This window comes from Actinoplanes italicus (assembly GCF_003001815.1).
GTDB lineage: Bacteria > Actinomycetota > Actinomycetes > Mycobacteriales > Micromonosporaceae > Actinoplanes > Actinoplanes italicus.
This window is the reverse complement of the sequence record NZ_PVMZ01000027.1, coordinates 21476-40143: the sequence shown is the minus strand read 5'-3', so window position 1 is coordinate 40143 and position 18668 is coordinate 21476. Positions and strand designations below refer to the sequence as shown.

The window sequence follows — 18668 nt, the reverse complement described above, 5'->3', positions numbered from 1 at the left end:
GTGCGGCCGGGGCGGGCCGCTGAGGAGAACGTCAGGTCTGGGCCACCGCGAGATCGCCGATGGCGGTCCGGTGGGCCGGGGTCGTGCGCAACCAGGCGGTGAACTCGTCCACCGGCAGCGGCCGGGAGACGTGGTAGCCCTGCACGACGTCGCAGCCGATTGCGGCGAGGTGGCGGTAGGTGGCCTCGTCCTCCACCCCCTCCGCGACGACCTGCAGACCGAGCGCGTGACCGAGCTGCACGATGGAGCGGGTGAACGCCTGGTCGTGGTGGTCGTGGGCCGCCTTCTGCACGAACGACTTGTCGATCTTCACCTCGTCGATGGGAAGATCGCGCAGCCGGCCCAGGGACGAGTAGCCCGTACCGAAATCGTCGATGGAGATCTTGATCCCGAGGCGGCGCAGACGTTCGAGCGTGACGAGCCCGCCGTCGGGATCGGCCATCAGGGTGCCCTCGGTGATCTCCAGGGTGAGCGCCGACGCGGGGACGCCGTTCTCGGCCAGCAGCCGGGTGATCACCTCGGGCAGCGTGTCGTCCGACAGCGTGTTCGGCGACAGGTTCACGGCGACGTGCAGATCGTGGCCGGTACGGCGCCACACCGCACAGTTGCGCAGCGCGATCTCCAGCACGTGCAGGGTCAGCGGGCGGATCAGGCCGGAGTGCTCGGCGAGCGGCACGAACAGGTCCGGAGCGATGAAGCCGTGTTCGGGGTGCTCCCACCGTGACAGGGCCTCCGCGCCGACGACCGTACCCGTTGCCGGGTCGACCTTCGGCTGGAAGACCACCAGCGTCCGGTCGGCGTCGACGGCCTCACGGAGGTCGCCGATCAGCGCCAGCCGGTGAGGGGTGTTCTGGTCGTCGGACGCCCGGTAGACGCGCACCCCGGAACGTGCCTGCTTGGCCGCGTACATCGCGACGTCCGCCCGGCGCAGCAGGGTTCCGCTGTCTCGTCCGTGCTCGGGTGCCAGCGCGATGCCGATGCTGACGCGCGCGTACAGGGTCAGGTGGTCGACGTGCACCGGCCGCTCCAGGTCGCGGGCGAGTTCCCCGCCGAGGGCGGTGGCGTCCTCCGGGGAGGTGACCTGGATCAGGACGGCGAACTCGTCGCCGCCCAGTCGGGCGACGGTGCCGCGGCCGTCCAGCCGGTCGCGCAGGCGTTCGCCCACGACGCGCAGCAGGGCGTCGCCGACCTCGTGGCCGAGCCCGTCGTTGATCTCCTTGAAGCGGTCGAGGTCCATCAGCAGGACGGCGGTGACCGTGTCCGGCTGTGCCGCGAGCGCGGCGTCGAGCAGGCGGTACACGTGCTGCCGGTTCGGCAGGCCGGTGAGCGAGTCGTGCAGCGCGAGGTGTTCCTTCTCCACGGCCTCCTCGCGGAGCCGGTCCACCAGCCGGGCGTTGGCCAGGGCGACGCCGGCGTGGTTCGCCATGGCCTGCAGCAGCCGCAGGTGCTCCGCGGTGAACGTGGCGATGTCGGCGAGGCTCTCGGTCACCAGCAGCACGCCGGTCACCTCGCCGCCCAGCGGGACGGGAACCGCCATGGCGTCGACCGGGCCGTCCGTGCGCGACGGGTCGGCGGGCAGCAGGATCAGTTCGCCGGCGCCGGCCGGTCCCCACCAGGAGTCCGGCGCGGACTCGTACATCATGGTCTGGTCGATTCGTCCTTGACCGGACAGCCGGATCCGCATGCCCGGCTGTGTGGCGTCGGGCGGCAGGATCAACTCGACGTCACTCGAGCGCAACTCGTCACGCACCTGTTCGAGGACCATCCGCGTCAGCCGGTCGGTGTCCTGCGAACTGTCCAGGACACCGGTGAACGCGTAGAGGTTCTCCACCTGCTCGTTGCCCAGGCTCTGGCGTACGTAGCCGCGGTAGGCGACATGGACCACGCCGTACAGCACCGCCAGGATCGCCACCGTGTACGGGCTGCTCTGAATGGCGATGGCGCTGATCAGAGCGATGCTCGTGGCGATCAGGACGAGCCCGAGACCCTTCATGGCCGACGGCAGGCGCCGCCACTCCGACGGGTCGTCGTGCAGGCTGATCACCGCGGTGAGCAGGATGATGGCCAGCAGGTCGGCGGCCAGCATGGCGGCGTAGGCGGCCAGCCAGTCGCGGGGGCCGTTCATCCCGTCCGCGGGGTCTCCCAGGGCGCCGAACACGGCGATGCCGACGGTGGCCTGCAGGCTGATCTGCGCGATGTTGAAGGCGAGTTTGCGCCCGCGCTGGTGTCGCAGGATCGCCAGCCCGGCGGCCGCGCCGACGGTACGGGCGAGGACCACCATCAGCGGGTTCAGCATCGTCAGCCCGATGACCATGGGGATCTCGGTGATGCTCATGGCGTGCCCGCCGCGACGCACGCGCACGTGGATGGCGAAGCCCTCGGTGAGGGCGAACATCACCAGCAGCGCCGAGGCCCAGGCCAGCGGACCGAACCCGTCGAGCAGCGGCCTGTCGTCGGCGGCCAGGAGAGCGCCGTCGAAGACCAGCGCCGTGACCCCCAACGAAACAGTGAGTGCCGCGACCTGCCAATCCGGCCGGGACCACCGTCGCGTCATCGTCACTCCGCTTCGCTGTGCAGGACAGTGCCAGCCTCATCGGTCGGCGCCGCGATCACCTGAGAATCAGCGGCCGGCATCCGTCCGGGAGATTCCTGCGGAAAGGCTCAGCTCGGGGGCGGGCCTGCCGACGTCGAGGCCACTGATCGAAGGAGAGTGGATGAGTACCGACACCCCCCGGCGCCCGGCTTCCGACAGGAGGTGGTCGGCGGCGGTGCTGTCCGCCGCACTGGCCGTGTCAGCGGGAACACTGGCCGCTCCGGCGTTCGGCAGTCCCGCGAAAGCCGCGACCGGCGAGACGGCCGCCACGCCGACGAGCACCAAGACAGCGAAGAGGTCCTGGTGGATCGACCCGTCCGTGACCACCCTGCCCGAGGTCAACGCCGTCATCGGCACACAGGCCGTGTGGGCGAGGAAGGACACTGCCGGCCGGCAACTGACCGGTAAGGGCGTCGGCGTAGCGCTGATCGACTCCGGCATCGCCCCGGTCACGGGCCTCGCTCAGCCCGGAAAGGTCGTCAACGGCCCGGACCTCTCCTTCGAATCCCAGGCCCCGAACCTCAAGAACCAGGACACCTTCGGCCACGGTACGCACATGGCCGGCATCATCGCCGGACGCGACCCCGCCGTGAAAGCGGGCGACGAGAGCAAGGGCACCGGTTTCGTCGGCGTGGCACCCGACGCCCACCTGGTCAACCTGCGCGTGGCCACCGCCGACGGCGCCGTCGACGTGTCGCAGGTCATCGCCGCGATCGAATGGGCGACAACCCACCGCAACGACCCGGGCGTCAACATCCGTGTGCTGAACCTGTCCTTCGGCACGGATTCGCTGCAGGACCCCCTTTACGATCCTTTGTCGTACGCGGTGGAAGCAGCGTGGCGCGCCGGCATCGTCGTGGTCGTCTCCGTCGGCAACGACGGCGCCACCGCGACACGGGTCGGCAACCCCGCGCTCAACCCGTACGTCATCGCGGTCGGCGGCTCGGACATCGCCGGGACCGTCGCCACCCGCAACGACGACACCATCGGCGCGTTCAGCACCAAGGGCGACACGACCCGCCACGCCGACCTCGTCGCGCCCGGCCGTTCGATCGGATCGCTGCGCGACCCCGGCTCGTTCATCGACGCCACCTATCCGGAGGGCCTGGTAGCCGACGGCACGGGCCGCTACTTCAAGGGCAGCGGCACCTCGCAGGCGGCGGCCGTGGTGTCCGGAGCGGCCGCGCTGCTGTTGCAGCAACGCCCGACGCTCACCCCCGACCAGGTCAAGAAGCTGCTGACGAGCACGGCCGTACCGATGAAGGGTGTCGACAGCATCGCGCAGGGCGCCGGCCAGCTCAACGTCAACGCCGCGATCACCGCGGCGACCCCGGCCACCGCCAAGGCGGCGCAGACGTTCCCCAAGGCTCTGGGCACCGGAACCCTCGAGGGCGCCCGCGGCACCGCCCACGTCGCCGACCCCGACTCGGGCGTCGAACTGACCGGCGAGCGCGACATCATGGGCCAGGCCTGGAACCCCAAGACCTGGACGGTGACGGCGGCGGCCGGCAAGTCCTGGACCGCCGGAACCTGGAACGGCGCCGTCTGGGCCGGGTCGGACTGGAACGGCACGTCGTGGTCGTCGAAGACGTGGAACGGCACCACCTGGACGGCACGCAGCTGGTCCGGCAGCGTCTGGACGGCCCGCTCCTGGAGTTCCGCCGCCTGGACGGCCACCGGTTGGTCCGCCCGTTCCTGGTCCGCCCGTTCCTGGTCGGCCCGCAGCTGGAGCGGCAGCTACTGGTCCTCCCGCACCTGGGCCTGACGACCCTACGGCCACCCGCCTACCCCAGGTGGGTGGCCAGGGCGTCTCCCAGCGAGGTGCGCTCGTAGTACACCGCCCGGCCGCTGCGGCGGCCCACGACCGCCCCGGCGTCACGCAGTGTCGCGAGGTGCCCCGACACGGTGCCGAGCGACACCCCGAGCAGCACCGCGAGCTGCGACGACGTCGTCGGATCCGCCAGAGCGGCCAGGATCCGTGCCCGGCCCTCACCGATCAGTTTCGCGACCCCCTCGGCGGCGACGTGCAGGTGCTCCAGCGCACCCCGCGCCGGATAGACCAGGGCGAACCGCGGCGGCGCCTCACACATCCACTGTCCGCTGGTCCCGGTGTGCGGCACCAGCACGAGTCCCTCGTCACCGATGGACAGGTCCGCGTGCGTCTGGGTGGAGAACAGGATCGCGTCCGGGCCCGCCCATCGGATCTTGCCGATCCCGTCGATGGCCTGCCGCCACCCGTGTGCCGCGAGCACGCCCGCCCGGTGCCGGATGTCGCGTTCCATCACGGCCCGCCGCCGCGGCCAGTCCGGTTCGACGAACCACTGCCAGCCGCGGGCGAACACCGCCGCGGCCGACGTGGTGACCCCGTCCGGGTCTGCCCAGGCGATGCCGCCGGGCATCCAGGCGAACCGGCGCGACTCGGCGATCGTGGCCCGCGCGACGTGGTCCGGGACGGCGCGCATCCGGGCCAGCTCGTCGTCGATCCGGGTCGTCATCGAGGACGGCGGGATGGCCACGAAGTCGGGCAGGAACTTCGTCGCGGACACCAGCCGCAGCAGGCCCGCGGCGAACGGATCGCGGTCGAGCCAACCCGCCAGGGCCTGTGCCTCCGGGCCGGGCCGCCCACGGTCGATCTCGCATCGCAGCGCGATCAGCAGGCTCAGCGTCTCGGCCAGCGGAGAGAGCGCAAACCGGCTGGCACGCAGGCCGTCGGGCCCCAGGCGGATCAGGGTCATGCCCCGACCTTGCGGCATCTGCCGCAAGAGTTCAAATCCGCTGCGGTACGCGACGACGATGACCGCCGTGACAACCGATCTCTCCGCCACTGGAGTCCGGCGACTGCTGCGCGGCCGTTTCGGGTGGTTCCTCGCCGGTCGTACGATTGACATGTTCGGAAGTTCGATGACCACGGTCGCGCTGTCGCTGGCCGTGCTCCAAGCCTCCGGCCAGGCCACCGACCTCGGCGTCGTGCTCGCCGCCAACATCGTCCCGATGCTCGCCCTGCTGCTGGTCGGCGGCGCCCTGGCCGACCGGACGAGCCGTCGTCTGCTGCTCATCGCCGCCAACACGGTCAGCGCGGCCGCCATCGGTGGTGTCGCCGTCATCCTGCTCACCGGCCGCTACCACCTGACGGTGATCGTGGTGCTCTCGCTGGTGGCCGGGGCCGCCAGCGCGTTCGCCTCGCCGGCACTGCGCGGAATCGTGCCCGACCTCGTCGCCGGCGGCGACCTGCAGCGGGCCAACGCGCTGCTGGCCAGCAGCGGCCACGCCGTACGCATCATCGCCCCGACCGTGGCCGGCCTGCTCACCGCCACGGCCGGCGGCGGCTGGGCGCTGGCCGTTGACGCGGGCAGCTATCTGCTGGCGGCGGCACTCTTCCTGCGGTTGCCCGCCGGGAGCCGGGCACCGGCCGCCGCTCCCGCGCTGGGACGCGAGCTGCTGGCCGGGTGGCGGATCTTCCGATCGATGCGCTGGGTGGTGCTGACGAGTGTGTCGTTCGCGGTGATCAACGCGGTGAACGTCGGCCCGTGGAATGTGCTCGGCCCCATGCTCGTGTCACAGCAGAGCGGCCCGCTCGGGTGGGGCGCGGTGCTTTCGATCCGCGCGGCCGGGTTGCTGCTGATGAGCGTCGTCGCGGTCCGGCTGGTGTTCCGGCGGCCGCTGCGTACCGGACGGCTGTTCGGTGTCCTGCCGGCCATCCCGCTGCTGGCGCTGGGATTCTCCGGAGAACCGTGGATCCTGGCCGCGGCGGCGTTCGCGGGTGGTCTCGGCTTCACGATCTCGGCCATCACCTGGGACACCGCCCTGCAGGCGCGGGTGCCGCGGGAGGCGCTGTCGCGGGTGTCGGCCTTCGACGACCTGCTCTCGTTCATCGCGATTCCGCTGTCGCAGCTGGCCGCCGGACCGCTCGCCGCCGCGCTGGGCGCGGGGCGGGTCGCCGGCCTGGCGGGCGTGGCCTACCTGGGCGCGGCCCTGCTGCCCCTGCTGAGCCGCGAGGTGAGACAGGGGTGATCGGTTCCGAGGCTCGGGAAACCCCGTGGACCGCGGTTGCGGTCGTTGGGCACAGTCGGGCCGTGGACGACACCATCGCGGTACGGCATCTGTCACTGGCCGAGATCCTGGAAGGACTCGACCTCGTGCGGCAGTCCCCCCGGGGCGCCGGCACCCTGGAACTGGCCGTGCGCCGGCCTTCCAGCGGCGAACGGGAAGTGCTCGCCCGGGCCGATCTGAGCCTGAAGGAGGGGCTGGTCGGCGACAGCTGGAGCCTGCGGCCAAGCTCCCGGACACCCGACAACACCCCGCATCCCGACATGCAGCTCAACGTCATCAACTCGCGGTTCGTCGAACTGATCGCCGGCCCGGACCGGGACGCCTGGGCACTCGCCGGTGACCAGCTCTATGTGGACCTCGACCTGAGCTTCGACGCTCTCCCGGCCGGTTCCCGGCTGGCGATCGGTGAGCAGGCCGTCATCGAGGTGACCGAGCAGCCGCACACCGGCTGCGCCAAGTTCGCCGCCCGATACGGGCGCGAGGCCCACAAGTTCGTCTGGACCGACGAGGCCAAGGCGCTGCGGCTGCGTGGTCTCAACGCCCGCGTGATCGTCGCCGGGACGATCGAGCCGGGCGACGCCGTACGGCTGATCGGTCGCTCGTCACGCTGACGTCGACAGTCTCGCGGTGGTACAGGGTCGGTCCACCGGGCCCGGCCGCGGGGCTACCGTCGGGCGCATGACCCCACGACGGACCCCGGACCCCGCGATCGGTGCGGAGATCCGTGCGCGCCGCCTGCTCCGCGGGTGGAGTGTGCGGTTCGCCGCCAGCAGAGCCGGTGTCTCGCATGCCACCTGGAGCCGCATCGAGCGGGGGCTGCAGACGGCCGACAACCGCTTCATGCTCGCCGGCATCGCCGGCGCGCTGGACTGCACTCCGGCCGAACTGGCCGGGGCCGTCGTGCCGGCCCCGGACCGGGCGACCGCGGCGGCCCGGGCCGGCGTGCTCGGCCTGCGTACTGCTCTGGTCGACATCGACCTGACCGAGCCGCCCGCCGGGCAGGCCGCGCCGCCGATCGCCGATCTTCGCCGGAGTGTCTCTCTGGTGGGGGCCCTGCACCGGGCGTGCGACTACGCCGGCGCGGCACGCCTGCTTCCGGATCTGCTGCGTGACCTGCACACCGAGACAGCCGGGCCGAACCATCTCGAGGCGCTGCGGCTGCTCTGCGAGGCGACCCACACCGCCTCGTCGGTGCTGCGGGGTCTCGAACATCCGTCGGACGCCTGGCTGGGCGCGCAGCGGTGCCGCGACGCGGCGGACGCGGCCGGCGACCCGGTGCTTCAGGGGCATGCGGCGTACGTGCTGGCGAGTGCGGCGATCGCATGCGGCTCGCACCAGCGTGGGCAGACGCTCGCCGAGCGGGCGGTGGACGACCTGAGCCCGCACCTTGCCCGGCCCGGCGGTCCCGAGGTGCTCGGATCACTGCATCTGGTCGCGGCGCTGGCGAGCCGGTTCCGGCAGCGGCTCGAAGACAGCCGGGACTGGCTGGCCGAGGCGTCCGGCTTGGCGCGCCGCACCGGGGAGACCAACACGATGGGCATGTTCTTCGGTCCCACCAACGTGGACATCTGGCGGATGAGCATCGAGGTCGAGGACGGTGACCCCGTCCGGGTCGTGGAGATCGCCCGGCGCACCGACCCGGCGGCGATCCCGGCCGGTGTCCGGCAGGTCTACTACTACGCCGACACCGCGCGGGCTCTGGCCCGCATCGGCGGACGCGACCGTGAGGCGACCCGCTTCCTGATCACCGCGGAACGCGTCGCGCCGCAGCATGTGCGCACGTGCCCCGAGCTGGCCGCCACCGTCCGGCTTCTGCTGGACCGTTCCCGACGCGGGACGGGCGGCACCGAGTTGCGGGCGCTCCATGAACGCATAATGCCTCAATGAAACGCTTAATTCCTCAATGAAACGCTTAATGCCTCAATGATAGGTGAACTTGAAATCGCCCGTCATGTTGATCAGTTGGCCCGCGACCCGGCTCATCCGGTCGACGCCGCCCTGATTCATCACCATCCGGGGATGGCTGCCGGCGCTATCCTGGACCGTGAAAGATGCTCCAGATTCGAGACGGTTCGAATAGCTCGGCACCGCTACGTGGAAGGGGCGCTGCTCGGTACCCCTGCCGGTGAACGTGTGCTTAGCCTTTCGGGTGCGTGAATAAATCGCGACCCAGGTGCTGCCGAACATTCTCGGCACCGGGATGCCGACGCTCTAGCTCTCCCCGGAATTGACTCGGATCCAGCCGACCGAGACGGATCCTGTGTCGGTGAAGACGCAGATCGCGACATAAATCTTGCCGCTCTCGTCAAAATTGTTGATCAGGGAAAGCTCGCGCTCGACCGGCTCGGTGAGCCACTTCGCCGCGTTGTAGCCGAACTTCCCGGCTTGATACATCGTCCATGGATCGATCATCGCGCTGATTCCGGAGCGTTCATTCTGACACCCGATCACGCTTGCCCAGCACCGGCAACCGTCTGGATGGACGGCCCCTGTCGTGGGAATTCCATTTGAGCAGTGGTCGGGTATGGTCCAGGAAATTCATCCGATCCGAGAGTGGGCGGCGAGATGATCGTTGACGACACATACTCGGTGCCTATCAGGGCCGCCGGTGCCCTCCTCTGGCAAGGCAGCGAGCGGGTTCGCGAGGTGGTGGTCGTGCACCGTCCGCGCGGAGACTGGAGCTTTCCCAAAGGCAAAGTCGATCCCGGCGAGCAACTCGTCTCGGCCGTAGTCCGGGAGGTCCGCGAGGAGACCGGATTCCGCATTCAGCTCGGCCCCTGGCTGGGGCGTACCGCCTACGTCAAGAACGGCTGGCCCAAGCAGGTCGACTATTTCTCGGGCGAGGTCCCGGCCGATTCAGGCCAGGTGAACACTTTCATCCCGTCGGACGAGATCGACGACGTGCGTTGGCTGCCTGTCCCGGTAGCGGCCGGGATGTTGAGCCGGCCCGACGACGTCCGGCTGCTCACCGAACTCGAGCATCGCGTCATGGCGAGGAGCAGCACCCTGATCCTGTTGCAGCACGGCGGCATGGCCGGCACCAAGGCCGACTGGACCGGCCGGAAGTCTGAGCGCCCGCTCGATGAATCCGGCCTGACCGCCGCACGCGGCTTCGGCTCGATGCTGGCCGCGTACGGTCCGCAGGTTCTGCACAGCGCCGACAGCCTTCGCTGCCTGCAGACAGTGGAGCCGTACGCGTCGGCCAAGGACCTGCCCGTACGTGACACGAAACGCCTGCGGGGAAAGCATTTCGACATCGACTACGCACTCCGGATCGCGGGCGAATCCCTCGACACCGGGGAGTCCGCGGTGATCTGCGCCCACACGGCGGGGCTCGAGGAACTCTTCGGTGAGCTGTGCCGCCAACGCACCGCCACCCGGCCGGCCGACACCACGATCCCCAAAGGCGGGATGGTGACACTGCACGGGACCGCCGGCAAAATCCATCACATCGAGCGGCACATGGTGCAATAGCCGCAAGTCAGAAGATCGGATCTCCGGCGATCAGCCGGGCCCGGAGGTTGGCGGCGATCGAGATTTCTTCCCGCAGGTCGGGGTCGAGGCCGTCGCGTACCTGCGGCACCGGGTCAGCGACCGCGCGAGGCGAGCCGCCCTGCCGCAGCACGAACTCCCGCCGGGCCCGGTCGTACAGCGCGACCACCGGCCCGCGCACGTGCGCCAGCAGGGCGTCCGGGCCGGCCGGCGGCTCGGCCTGGTGGCCGGCCACTTCGAACAGCCCTTCGGTCACCCCGCCGAACAGCCACTTGCCGACCTCCACCACCCCGCCGGAGTTGCCGGTCAGTTCGTCTCCCTGTGACGCGGAGATCTTCATCGCAGTGGAACTCAGGGCCACGCCTCGGCGGCGGCCGAGGCGCGTTCCCGCGCCAGGCGGCCCGCAGCCATTCAGGATCCCGATGTGGGCGGGGCTTTCGATGTGGCCGAGGCGCTGGGGCCCGGGTCGATCGAGATCATGACCTGCGTCGGGGTGGCGAGGTTGCCGGCGCCGTCGAACGCGCGAACGCTGACGAAGTGTGTCCCGAAGCCGAGCCGCACCAGTGCCGTGGTGCCGCCGACCCGGCTGACGACCGCGCCGTCCAGCGCGACCTCGTAGCCGGCGACGAACTGGTCGTCCCGGGGTGCGTCCCACTGGGCGGTGAAAAAGCCGCCGCTCGGGCTGACGAGTCGGAGGTTCGTCACCGGGCCGGGCGGGGTGACGTCCGGTGACGTGCCCAGGCCCAGGGTCGCGAACGGGGAACGGTTGCCGGCCGCGTCGACCGCCCGTACCCCGAAGGTCATCACCATCGGCGGCGGGACCGGCATGCTGTGGCTGGTGGTGGTCACCGTGGCGATCGGGCCCGAGCTGGTGCCGGTGTAGATCTCGTATCCGACGACGCCGGTGTCGTCGGTCGATGCATCCCAGTGCAGGGTGAAGGTGTTGCCCTGCGTGTCACTGCGGAGGCCGGCCGGTGTGCTGGGCGGCCGGGCGTCGCGGGCGGCCGGACTGCCGTCACACGACCCGCCGTTGAGCAGGCACGAGTGCGGTGCGCCGGGGCCGGAGGCGATCCAGCCGAAGGACGTCGACGCGCCCGGGTCGAGACTCGCGTTCCAGGAAGCACCGGTGATGACGTAGTGCGTACCGCTCCGGGTCACCACGGCGTTCCAGCTGTAGTCGAGCGTGGTGCCGGCCGGCAGGTCGAACTCCACCCGCCAGGCCGCCATGCGGTCCGCTCCGTCGTTGGTCACCGTCATCCTGCCCAGATAGCCGGTGGGCCAGGCGTTCTCCTTCAGGAACACGGCGGTCGCGGCCTGGGCGGGTCCCGCAGTGAACGTGATCGTCGCCAGTCCGGCCAGCAGCGCGGCCAGGACCGCGGACACACGCGGCGCGAATCGACTCATGTCGATGAAGTTACACACTGGATCCGAGAGCGGACGCAGCGTGTCAGGATGTGGAACGCGCTGCGGCTGACGTTTCGCCGCGGCCGACACACGAAATCTTCCGGTGTGCGGCTGCTTGCGGGGTCCTGTTGGCGCTGTGCTTCCGGCTAGCCTGCCACTCATGACCGCTATCTCCGTCATGCTCGCGGTGCCGGACGCCGCAGCAGCCTCCGCCTGGTATCAGCGCGCCCTCGGCGCCACCGAGTTGTGGAACCTCGGCTCGGTCATCGGCCTGGAGTTCCAAGGGGCGCCGTTCTTCCTCGCGGAGCCCGCGAACAACAAGTGGGAGAGTCCCTCGGTGCTCGGCAGCACCACGACACGGATCGAGGTGTTCGCCGATGATCCGGACTCCGTGATCGGTGGTGCCGCTGAGGCGGGAGCCAACTACCACGATCCGATCCGCGACCACGCCGCGCCGTGGGGAACGCATCGCCAAGGCGGGTTCTTCGATCCGTACGGTCATCTCTGGCTCGTGGGAGACAAATCACCACTACAACGTCATCGGTAAGCCGCCGGTCATCGATGTGCCATGCCGCGCCGAGCCTGACCAGCGGGGATTGCTCACCTTGAGTGGTGTTCGGTCGATGACCAGATCGTGGTGAACTACCTGCGGCACCTGAAGCCGGCTATCGCCGCGGTCACCGCCTCGGCCGTGGCCACGGCCGCGCTGCCCACCGGCGCCCTGGCGACAGGAGTCTCACGACCGGGATCCGACGGCACCGCCACGGCCCGGGCAGCGGCCCCGTACTCCGCCGCCGACATCGTCGTCAAACGGGAGACCGACCGGCACATCGTTCCCGGCGACATCGGCATCATCAGCTTCTCGCTGCGGGCGCCGTCCGACGCCCAAGCCGGGGCGGTGGGTTTCTCCGTACCGCTGACCGGGATGCCTCCGGGCTTCGAGATCTTGAAGATGAGCAACGGGATGCTCAACGAGTGCCCCGTCGACCGGCTCGCCCAACGGGCGTGGTGCCCGGACGTGGAGATGTTCGCCGGTGGCGTGGGCTGGGTGGAGCTGGCGGTGAACGTCGCCCCGAACGCGCCCCGGGATCTGGACTGGTCCGACGTGCCGGTAACCGTGAGCATGCCGGCGAGCTCAGCCGAGTCGGTCCAGGACTTCGCCTCGACGCGGCCCTGCGACGACCCTCCCGTTCCGAACCGGACCGACCTCCGGCTGGATCCTGTCGACGAGAGTGGCTACGGCCGGTTGAACGGCCGGCGGACACCGATCTGCGGGAGCCTGGCCGGCCCGACGCGGCCGGGCAAGGTGATCATCGACTTCCAGGCGGTCGGATCGACGACCTGGGAGGAACTCGCCACCATTACGACAGACGGGTACTACGACCACTTCTGCAAGGACTTCCGTCAGCGGATCAACGGCAAGGTCCGGGCGCGATTCGACGGTGACGCCGACTATCCGCCCGCCAGCGTCGAGATGCGGTTGCCTGTCGTCAACGCGGGGCTGACCGGCTGGGTCTCGAAGGGAGCCTCGAAGAAGGGGAAGACCGTCACCATGACCGCGACCGTGGTTCCCTCACCGCGGAAGGTCCTCCTGCAATGGGCCACGCAGGGATCCGGGTGGCACACCGTCAAGACGGTGACGTCGCCGGCGAACGGCCGCATCACACTGACGTGGAAGCCGGCCAAGAAGGGCAAGTACTGGCTGCGCGCCTATTTGACGGGCGACCACAAAGCGGGAAGTTCCGGCGCGTGGGTGCGCGTTCAGCACGTCACCTGACCTGCGGTCGGCGGGCACGGAGGCCGGGTCGACGCGAAGTACCATGCGGCGGCGACCAACAGCCCCACACCCCATAGCGTGTAGCCGCCCATCTCCAGCAGCAAGGGCAGGAACGCACCGCCGACGTCACCCCGGATCCACGCGATCATTCCGGCGATGCCGAAGTACGCGGTCAGACTCGCCCCGATGAACAGGCCGGTGCCGAGTACCAGCCACCGGGGCACCGGCCTGCCGCGTAGTGGCCTGACCCATGCCGGCCACAGCCGCCCCCAGCGATGCGCCAGCGCCAGAGGCAGCAGTGTGCCGGCCAGGCTCATCAGCGCCACGAATACCACCAGCGCGGTCCGCGACGGGCCGTTCGTCTGGCTCTCGGGAGTCGGCCACCGCCCGGCGATGGTGTCGACGAGCCACACACTCATCCGGGCCGCGAATCCGCAGACGGCGAGGTAGGCGCCGGCGAAGGCCCAACCGGGAGCCTGCTCCTCACGGCTCTCCGGCGACCTGCCGTGGACCCGTCCGCACGACGCACACGTATGCGCGGCCCGCCTCCTCTCGCCTGCCGCGACGACGAGGCAGAGGATGCCGCCGACGATGCCGCTGCCGGTTGCCAGCAGGCTGGCGACGGCGTCGGTTCGGAAGCCCTCGAACAGCAGGGACGCCACGACCACCGGGAACAGGAACGAATACACGCACAAGGCGGCGCCCGCAACGGCAGTGAGTACGGCGAGCGCGTAGCGACTGCTGTCGCCCACTTGGCGGCGGGTGGTGGCCGCGGCGCAAAGGCACCCCACCGCGCCGAGAACGCCGAGAACCACGGGAACCGATCCGCCCGGGAAATAGGACTCGCGACCGCTCAGGAATCGTGGCTCACCGCCGATCGCCCACCACACGTGGACCAGGGCGTAGGCGATCAGCCAAACTGCCGCGGCGATCCTGACCAGCCCGTAAGCCTTCATGTTCATGCCGCTCACGGTATGAGCGAGCGCACCCGGTCACCTCCCGCCGCGGAGGGAGTGTCCTCCCTCTCGAGAGGGACCCGCCGCGCGGTCTTGTGCCGATACATGTCGGCGTCCGCGGCCGATATCAGCCCGTCCGCACTCATGTCCTTGCCACTGCCGTACGCAACCCCGACGGTCACCCCGAATGACAGTTCGTGCCCCCGCCACACGGCCGGTGCCGACGTCGCGTCCTCGATCCTGCGCCTCAGCACGACCGGGTCACCGGCCGTCGTGCCGGTGCCCAGAATCAGGAACTCGTCGCCGCCGATCCGGGCCGCGATGTCCTCGTCCCGCAGGGTGCTGCGCAGTCGGTCGGCGAACACCCGCAGCACCTCGTCGCCCGCTTCGTGGCCGTACTGATCGTTGATCGCTTTGAATCTGTCGAGGTCGCAGTAGAGAACCGCCACCCCGGCGCCGGACCTGACCGCCTCCTCCAGCAGGGCGAAGAACCGGCGGCGGTTGACCAGCCCCGTCAACTCGTCATGGTGCGCCTGGTATCGCAGCGCCTCCTGGTCGGCGGTCCGTTCCGCCATCAGCAGCCCGATCCGCGAGACGACCAGCGGGATCACCAGCAGCGTCCCGAACGTCAGTAGCGTGTCGTCGGGAGTGCCGCCGAACAGTGCGGGAACGCTGCCGACGATCGGCACCAGCGCCAGCACCAGTCCGAGATGCGACAGCCGCACCGGCCGCAGACGGCTCCGGCGCCACCCGGCCGGCTGCGTGAACTCGGTGGAACTCGGGTGCAGCGCCGCCGCGGCCAGCCCCAGATAGCCGATCATCGCGAACAGATCCACCAGCGGCGAGTAGTAGTCACTTCCCGGCCGGGTCGACAACAACGACGAAACCACGCTGACGACGGTCGCGCCCATGCTGATGAAGAAGTAGATCAACGACGTGCGGGCGGTGCCGGCGGTCCGCGCGATCCGCAGCAGCGCGCCGAGGGTGCCCATCAGCAGCAGCATCTTGAGCAGATAGATCCCCTGGTTAGGACCCGAAACGTCCAGATCCAGCAGGTGCGGGCGCAGCACGAACTCCCACACCGGGGTGATCAGGCCGACGCCGAGCAGTGTGGCGTCGATGATGCCGCCGCGGTCGCCCTCACCGTGTTTGCGGATGACCTGCAACGCCGACAGCATGATGCTGCTGTAGGCGAAGACCTGGAGCACCAGGTTCGCCGGTCCGTCGGCACCGACCTCCCGGCCGAGACCGAGCTGCATGAACCACAGGTAGTTGAAGACCGTGAACAGCGCCGACGCGGCGAGCAACAGGTACCAGGCGGTGCGGTTGACGATCCGGTTGATCCGCATCCCGACGGCAATCCCGGCCGCCGGGAGCGCGCCGATCACCGTCACCACACCGAGTCGTACGGTCAGGTCACCGAACGCCCACGCGGCCACCGCGACGAGAGCCAGCACGACGAACCCGGCATGCACCAGGTTGCGGTGCACACTGACACCGCGCTGCCGGCCGATCCTCATGACCTGCACCATCGGCAGGCACGGCCCCGACTTGAGCAGTCGTTCGGGCGTACGGCTGGAAGCGGCCGCCGAGGGCCGGGCGGGACCGTCACCGTCGCGGCTCAGGCCGACGCGATCACGGTACGCCATGTGTCTCCATCGATCGCTTCCACAGTAGAGTCACCTGCTATGACTGCGGATGCGGCGAGGGTGGTCGCGGGCCGTTACCGGCTGATGCGGGCGGTCGGCAGAGGCGGGATGGGCGCGGTCTGGCAGGCCCACGACGAGCTGCTCGATCGTGAGGTGGCGGTCAAGCAGATCTGGATAGCAGGCGCCGACGACCTGGACGGCCCGGACGAAACGCTGGTGCGGCGCGCGCTGCGGGAGGCGCAAGCCGCTGCCCGGCTGCGGCACCCGAGCGTGGTCACCGTGCATGACGTGGTCACCGACGGGGACCGGCCGTGGTTGGTGATGGAGCTCGTCAACGGGCAATCACTGGCCCACGCGATCGCGGAGCACGGCCTGCTGACCGAACGTCGGACCGCAGAGATCGGGCTATCGGTCTTGCGGGCGCTGCGGGCCGCGCATCGGGCCGGGATCGTCCACCGGGATGTGAAACCGGCGAACATCCTGCTGGAGGACACCGGCCGGGTCGTGTTGACCGACTTCGGCATCGCCGTGATCGACGACAAGACGGCACTGACCGCAACCGGGCAACTGCTCGGCTCGCCGGCCTACCTGGCCCCGGAACGCATCAATGGCCGTCCGGCGGGCCCGGCCGGCGACCTGTGGGCGCTGGGCGTCACTCTCTATACGACGGTCACCGGCCGGTCACCTTTCCAGCGCGAGGACACTCAGGCCACGGTCGCCGCCGTGCTGACCGCTGAGCCGGTGACCCCGGCACACGCCGGCCGGCTCTGGCCGGTGATCAAAGGGCTGCTGGTCAAGGACCCCGGTCAGCGGCTGACCGCCGAACGGGCCGCCCCACTGCTGGCGAAGGTCGCCGAGCCCGAGCCCGCGCCCGCCGGCCGAGACGCCGGATCTGACCGGCCGGCGGGATCGCGGCGCCAGAAGACCGGCAGCGCCGAGGACGTACCCGCAACCCTGGACGCGCCGCCGCCCACCATCGCCGCCCCCACCGACTCCCAGCCCTCACCGCAGCCGCAGTCCGAGGCCACCCCGCCACCGCCCACACCCACCGGACCCGAGTCGGAGCTGACAATGCCGTCGCCGGCGGCGCACACGGCTGCGGCCCGGCCGTGGTGGACCCGGCGGCACCGTATCGGCGCAGCGATGGTGGCCGTCATCGTCATGACCATCGGTGTCGCGGCGTGGCAGGCGAACAAGCAGCGCAGCCCCGGCCCCGGTGCTGGTCCCACCGGCAGTGCCGAGTTTCCGGAATGGAGGATCACCCGCACCCTGACGGGCCATGCCGGCCAGGTCTACGACGTGGCATTCAGCCCCGACGGGCGGCGGCTCGCCACCGGCGGAGCCGACAGGGAGGTGCGCGTCTGGGACCTGGATACCGGAGGCTCCCGTACGCTCGTCGGCCATACCGGCGAGATTCATGAGGTGGAATACAGCGCTGACGGGCGGCATCTCGCCACCTACGGCAACGAAGACACGGTGCGCGTCTGGGACCTGGACACCGGGAAATCGCGCATCCTCGCCAACATGACCGCGGTGGCGTACAGCCCCGACGGGCGGCATCTCGCCACCACCGGCGTCGACAACACGGTGCAGGTCTGGGATCTGGACTCCGGCGACGTCCGTACGCTCACCGGCCACAACAGTGACGTGGGTGTGGTGGCGTACAGCCCCGACGGGCGACATATCGCCACCGCCGGAAGCGACGATAGGGTGCGGGTCTGGGACCTGGACACGGGAGACTTCCGTGTCCTCACCGGAAGTCTCAGCATGGGAATTTATACTCTGGCGTACCGTCCCGACGGAAAGCAGCTCGCCGCCGCCGGAACCCACGAGGCGGTGCGGTTCTGGGACCTGGACACCGGCGCCTCCCGCCCCTTCGCCGTTAACACCGGCACGGCTATCGCGGTTACGTACAGCCCTGACGGACGGCAACTCGCCACCAGCGGCTTCGCCAATGCCGTGCTCGTCTGGGACCTGGTCACCGGACGCCACCGAGCCCTCACCAGCGACATCGGCTCGGTGGACAAGGTCGCTTACAGCCCGGACGGAAAGCAGCTCGCCACCGGTGGCAACGACGGGAGGGTCCTCATCTGGGAGCACCTGTAGCTGCAGGGAACTCACCCTTGGCGACGCCGTCGAGGAAGCAGCCCCATTCGTTGGCGTCGAAGATCAGAGGCTCGCGGCTTGGGCTCTGGGAGTCCCGGATGGCAAACAATGCGGACGTACGGCTGGAAGCGGCCGCCGAGGGCCGGCCGGTGGTGCACGCCGACCCGATCCCGCAAGCTGGTCGAGGCTCACGGGGCACGATCGAGGTGGAGAGCACCGTCGGCGCCGGCACCTAGTTCACCGTCCGTCTCCTGGCGAACTCGGATTCCCCGACGCTCCGGTGAGGGCCGGGCACCCTCGGGCTTCTCCTACGAGCTCCGCACCTCGCCGTTACCAGCGACGCACGTCATAGTGGGGACGAGCCACGGGCACTGGCTCGGGACCGGCCGCCACCACACCCTCTCCGCACGGCCGATCCACTTGGCACCTGCTACTTCGTGTCGCAATCGAACTCGCCGTCCTTGACGCCGTCGATGAAGGCGCTCCACTCGGCGTGCGTGTAGATGTGCGCGGGCTTGTTGCGGTCTTTGGTGTCTCGCACTGCGACGCCCTCGTCGGTGATTGCCACCTCGACGCAGGCCCCGTTTGAGCCGCTTCGGCTGCTCTTCCTCCAGCGTGCGTTGGTGAGGTCCACGCATCGC

General features: G+C 69.9%; 19 protein-coding genes. 9 read left to right on the top strand and 10 right to left on the bottom strand.

What is annotated here, in order from left to right; genetic code table 11:
* Positions 1 to 31: 31 nt before the first annotated feature.
* On the bottom strand, positions 32 to 2554 hold the full coding sequence (locus tag CLV67_RS43220) for a putative bifunctional diguanylate cyclase/phosphodiesterase (RefSeq protein WP_146169527.1): 2523 nt from the start codon (positions 2552 to 2554) through the stop codon (positions 32 to 34).
* A gap of 160 nt (positions 2555 to 2714) precedes the next feature.
* Between CLV67_RS43220 and CLV67_RS43215 the strand changes: the two genes are divergently transcribed.
* Positions 2715 to 4358 carry a S8 family serine peptidase gene (locus tag CLV67_RS43215; RefSeq protein ID WP_106329412.1) on the top strand — a complete coding sequence of 548 codons (1644 nt, stop codon included), beginning with the start codon at positions 2715 to 2717 and terminating at the stop codon, positions 4356 to 4358.
* A 19-nt stretch (positions 4359 to 4377) separates the two neighbouring features.
* Here CLV67_RS43215 and CLV67_RS43210 read toward each other — a convergent pair whose 3' ends face one another.
* A complete protein-coding gene (locus CLV67_RS43210; protein WP_106329410.1) occupies positions 4378 to 5328 on the bottom strand; it encodes an ArsR/SmtB family transcription factor in 951 nt (316 codons plus the stop codon).
* A 67-nt stretch (positions 5329 to 5395) separates the two neighbouring features.
* On the opposite strand from CLV67_RS43210, the gene CLV67_RS43205 reads away from it, so the two are divergent.
* From CLV67_RS43205 to CLV67_RS43195, 3 genes are all read left to right on the top strand, one after another.
* A complete protein-coding gene (locus CLV67_RS43205) occupies positions 5396 to 6604 on the top strand; it encodes an MFS transporter (RefSeq protein WP_239166826.1) in 1209 nt (402 codons plus the stop codon).
* Between the two features lie 62 nt (positions 6605 to 6666).
* Complete coding sequence (locus tag CLV67_RS43200) at positions 6667 to 7254, top strand: MOSC domain-containing protein (protein WP_106329406.1); 588 nt, start codon at positions 6667 to 6669, stop codon at positions 7252 to 7254.
* 67 nt (positions 7255 to 7321) lie between these two features.
* Positions 7322 to 8530, top strand: coding sequence for a helix-turn-helix domain-containing protein (locus CLV67_RS43195; protein ID WP_106329404.1), 1209 nt, complete (start codon positions 7322 to 7324; stop codon positions 8528 to 8530).
* A gap of 33 nt (positions 8531 to 8563) precedes the next feature.
* Here CLV67_RS43195 and CLV67_RS51445 read toward each other — a convergent pair whose 3' ends face one another.
* Together CLV67_RS51445 and CLV67_RS43190 are read right to left on the bottom strand one after the other, a co-directional pair.
* On the bottom strand, positions 8564 to 8830 hold the full coding sequence (locus CLV67_RS51445; RefSeq protein WP_146169526.1) for a hypothetical protein: 267 nt from the start codon (positions 8828 to 8830) through the stop codon (positions 8564 to 8566).
* Positions 8831 to 8854: 24 nt separating this feature from the next.
* Positions 8855 to 9055, bottom strand: coding sequence for a hypothetical protein (locus CLV67_RS43190; RefSeq protein WP_106329402.1), 201 nt, complete (start codon positions 9053 to 9055; stop codon positions 8855 to 8857).
* 141 nt (positions 9056 to 9196) lie between these two features.
* Between CLV67_RS43190 and CLV67_RS43185 the strand changes: the two genes are divergently transcribed.
* Positions 9197 to 10117 carry an NUDIX hydrolase gene (locus tag CLV67_RS43185; RefSeq protein ID WP_106329400.1) on the top strand — a complete coding sequence of 307 codons (921 nt, stop codon included), beginning with the start codon at positions 9197 to 9199 and terminating at the stop codon, positions 10115 to 10117.
* A 7-nt stretch (positions 10118 to 10124) separates the two neighbouring features.
* On the opposite strand, the gene CLV67_RS43180 is transcribed toward CLV67_RS43185, so the two are convergent.
* Together CLV67_RS43180 and CLV67_RS43175 are read right to left on the bottom strand one after the other, a co-directional pair.
* A complete protein-coding gene (locus CLV67_RS43180; protein ID WP_106329398.1) occupies positions 10125 to 10475 on the bottom strand; it encodes a hypothetical protein in 351 nt (116 codons plus the stop codon).
* 71 nt (positions 10476 to 10546) lie between these two features.
* A complete protein-coding gene (locus CLV67_RS43175; protein WP_170154227.1) occupies positions 10547 to 11539 on the bottom strand; it encodes a cellulose binding domain-containing protein in 993 nt (330 codons plus the stop codon).
* 160 nt (positions 11540 to 11699) lie between these two features.
* On the opposite strand from CLV67_RS43175, the gene CLV67_RS43170 reads away from it, so the two are divergent.
* Together CLV67_RS43170 and CLV67_RS43165 are read left to right on the top strand one after the other, a co-directional pair.
* Positions 11700 to 12086 (top strand): VOC family protein, encoded by a 387-nt coding sequence (locus CLV67_RS43170; protein ID WP_146169525.1) that lies wholly within the window; start codon positions 11700 to 11702, stop codon positions 12084 to 12086.
* A gap of 87 nt (positions 12087 to 12173) precedes the next feature.
* Entirely contained in the window at positions 12174 to 13316 is a 1143-nt protein-coding gene (locus CLV67_RS43165) for a hypothetical protein (RefSeq protein ID WP_106329392.1), read from the top strand.
* Here CLV67_RS43165 and CLV67_RS43160 read toward each other — a convergent pair.
* Positions 13301 to 14278 (bottom strand): hypothetical protein, encoded by a 978-nt coding sequence (locus tag CLV67_RS43160; protein ID WP_106329390.1) that lies wholly within the window; start codon positions 14276 to 14278, stop codon positions 13301 to 13303. The two genes, CLV67_RS43165 and CLV67_RS43160, sit on opposite strands and share 16 nt — an antisense overlap.
* Positions 14279 to 14283: 5 nt before the next feature.
* On the bottom strand, positions 14284 to 15921 hold the full coding sequence (locus CLV67_RS43155) for a GGDEF domain-containing protein (RefSeq protein WP_170154226.1): 1638 nt from the start codon (positions 15919 to 15921) through the stop codon (positions 14284 to 14286).
* A 39-nt stretch (positions 15922 to 15960) separates the two neighbouring features.
* On the opposite strand from CLV67_RS43155, the gene CLV67_RS43150 reads away from it, so the two are divergent.
* Complete coding sequence (locus CLV67_RS43150; RefSeq protein WP_170154225.1) at positions 15961 to 18027, top strand: WD40 repeat domain-containing serine/threonine protein kinase; 2067 nt, start codon at positions 15961 to 15963, stop codon at positions 18025 to 18027.
* On the opposite strand, the gene CLV67_RS54900 is transcribed toward CLV67_RS43150, so the two are convergent.
* The gene (locus tag CLV67_RS54900) at positions 18008 to 18136 is read right to left on the bottom strand and encodes a DUF397 domain-containing protein (protein ID WP_170154224.1); all 129 of its coding nucleotides are present in this window, start codon (positions 18134 to 18136) and stop codon (positions 18008 to 18010) included. The two genes, CLV67_RS43150 and CLV67_RS54900, sit on opposite strands and share 20 nt — an antisense overlap.
* Between CLV67_RS54900 and CLV67_RS52385 the strand changes: the two genes are divergently transcribed.
* Complete coding sequence (locus CLV67_RS52385) at positions 18126 to 18263, top strand: hypothetical protein (RefSeq protein WP_170154223.1); 138 nt, start codon at positions 18126 to 18128, stop codon at positions 18261 to 18263. The genes CLV67_RS54900 and CLV67_RS52385 overlap by 11 nt on opposite strands.
* Positions 18264 to 18457: 194 nt before the next feature.
* On the opposite strand, the gene CLV67_RS43140 is transcribed toward CLV67_RS52385, so the two are convergent.
* Positions 18458 to 18661: a DUF397 domain-containing protein gene (locus CLV67_RS43140; protein ID WP_106329382.1), complete on the bottom strand. Its 204-nt coding sequence runs from the start codon at positions 18659 to 18661 to the stop codon at positions 18458 to 18460.
* Positions 18662 to 18668: the final 7 nt, after the last annotated feature.

Excerpts from the sequence above, each read along its gene's own strand:
- CLV67_RS43150 (WP_170154225.1), top strand. The coding sequence starts at position 15,961 with ATGACTGCGGATGCGGCGAGGGTGGTCGCGGGCCGTTACCGGCTGATG.
- CLV67_RS43160 (WP_106329390.1), bottom strand. The coding sequence starts at position 14,278 with ATGAACATGAAGGCTTACGGGCTGGTCAGGATCGCCGCGGCAGTTTGG.
- CLV67_RS43195 (WP_106329404.1), top strand. The coding sequence starts at position 7,322 with ATGACCCCACGACGGACCCCGGACCCCGCGATCGGTGCGGAGATCCGT.
- CLV67_RS43215 (WP_106329412.1), top strand. The coding sequence starts at position 2,715 with ATGAGTACCGACACCCCCCGGCGCCCGGCTTCCGACAGGAGGTGGTCG.
- CLV67_RS51445 (WP_146169526.1), bottom strand. The coding sequence starts at position 8,830 with ATGTTCGGCAGCACCTGGGTCGCGATTTATTCACGCACCCGAAAGGCT.
- CLV67_RS43155 (WP_170154226.1), bottom strand. The coding sequence starts at position 15,921 with ATGGCGTACCGTGATCGCGTCGGCCTGAGCCGCGACGGTGACGGTCCC.
- CLV67_RS43180 (WP_106329398.1), bottom strand. The coding sequence starts at position 10,475 with ATGAAGATCTCCGCGTCACAGGGAGACGAACTGACCGGCAACTCCGGC.
- CLV67_RS43170 (WP_146169525.1), top strand. The coding sequence starts at position 11,700 with ATGACCGCTATCTCCGTCATGCTCGCGGTGCCGGACGCCGCAGCAGCC.
- CLV67_RS43190 (WP_106329402.1), bottom strand. The coding sequence starts at position 9,055 with ATGATCGATCCATGGACGATGTATCAAGCCGGGAAGTTCGGCTACAAC.
- CLV67_RS43175 (WP_170154227.1), bottom strand. The coding sequence starts at position 11,539 with ATGAGTCGATTCGCGCCGCGTGTGTCCGCGGTCCTGGCCGCGCTGCTG.
- CLV67_RS43220 (WP_146169527.1), bottom strand. The coding sequence starts at position 2,554 with ATGACGCGACGGTGGTCCCGGCCGGATTGGCAGGTCGCGGCACTCACT.
- CLV67_RS43210 (WP_106329410.1), bottom strand. The coding sequence starts at position 5,328 with ATGACCCTGATCCGCCTGGGGCCCGACGGCCTGCGTGCCAGCCGGTTT.
- CLV67_RS52385 (WP_170154223.1), top strand. The coding sequence starts at position 18,126 with ATGGCAAACAATGCGGACGTACGGCTGGAAGCGGCCGCCGAGGGCCGG.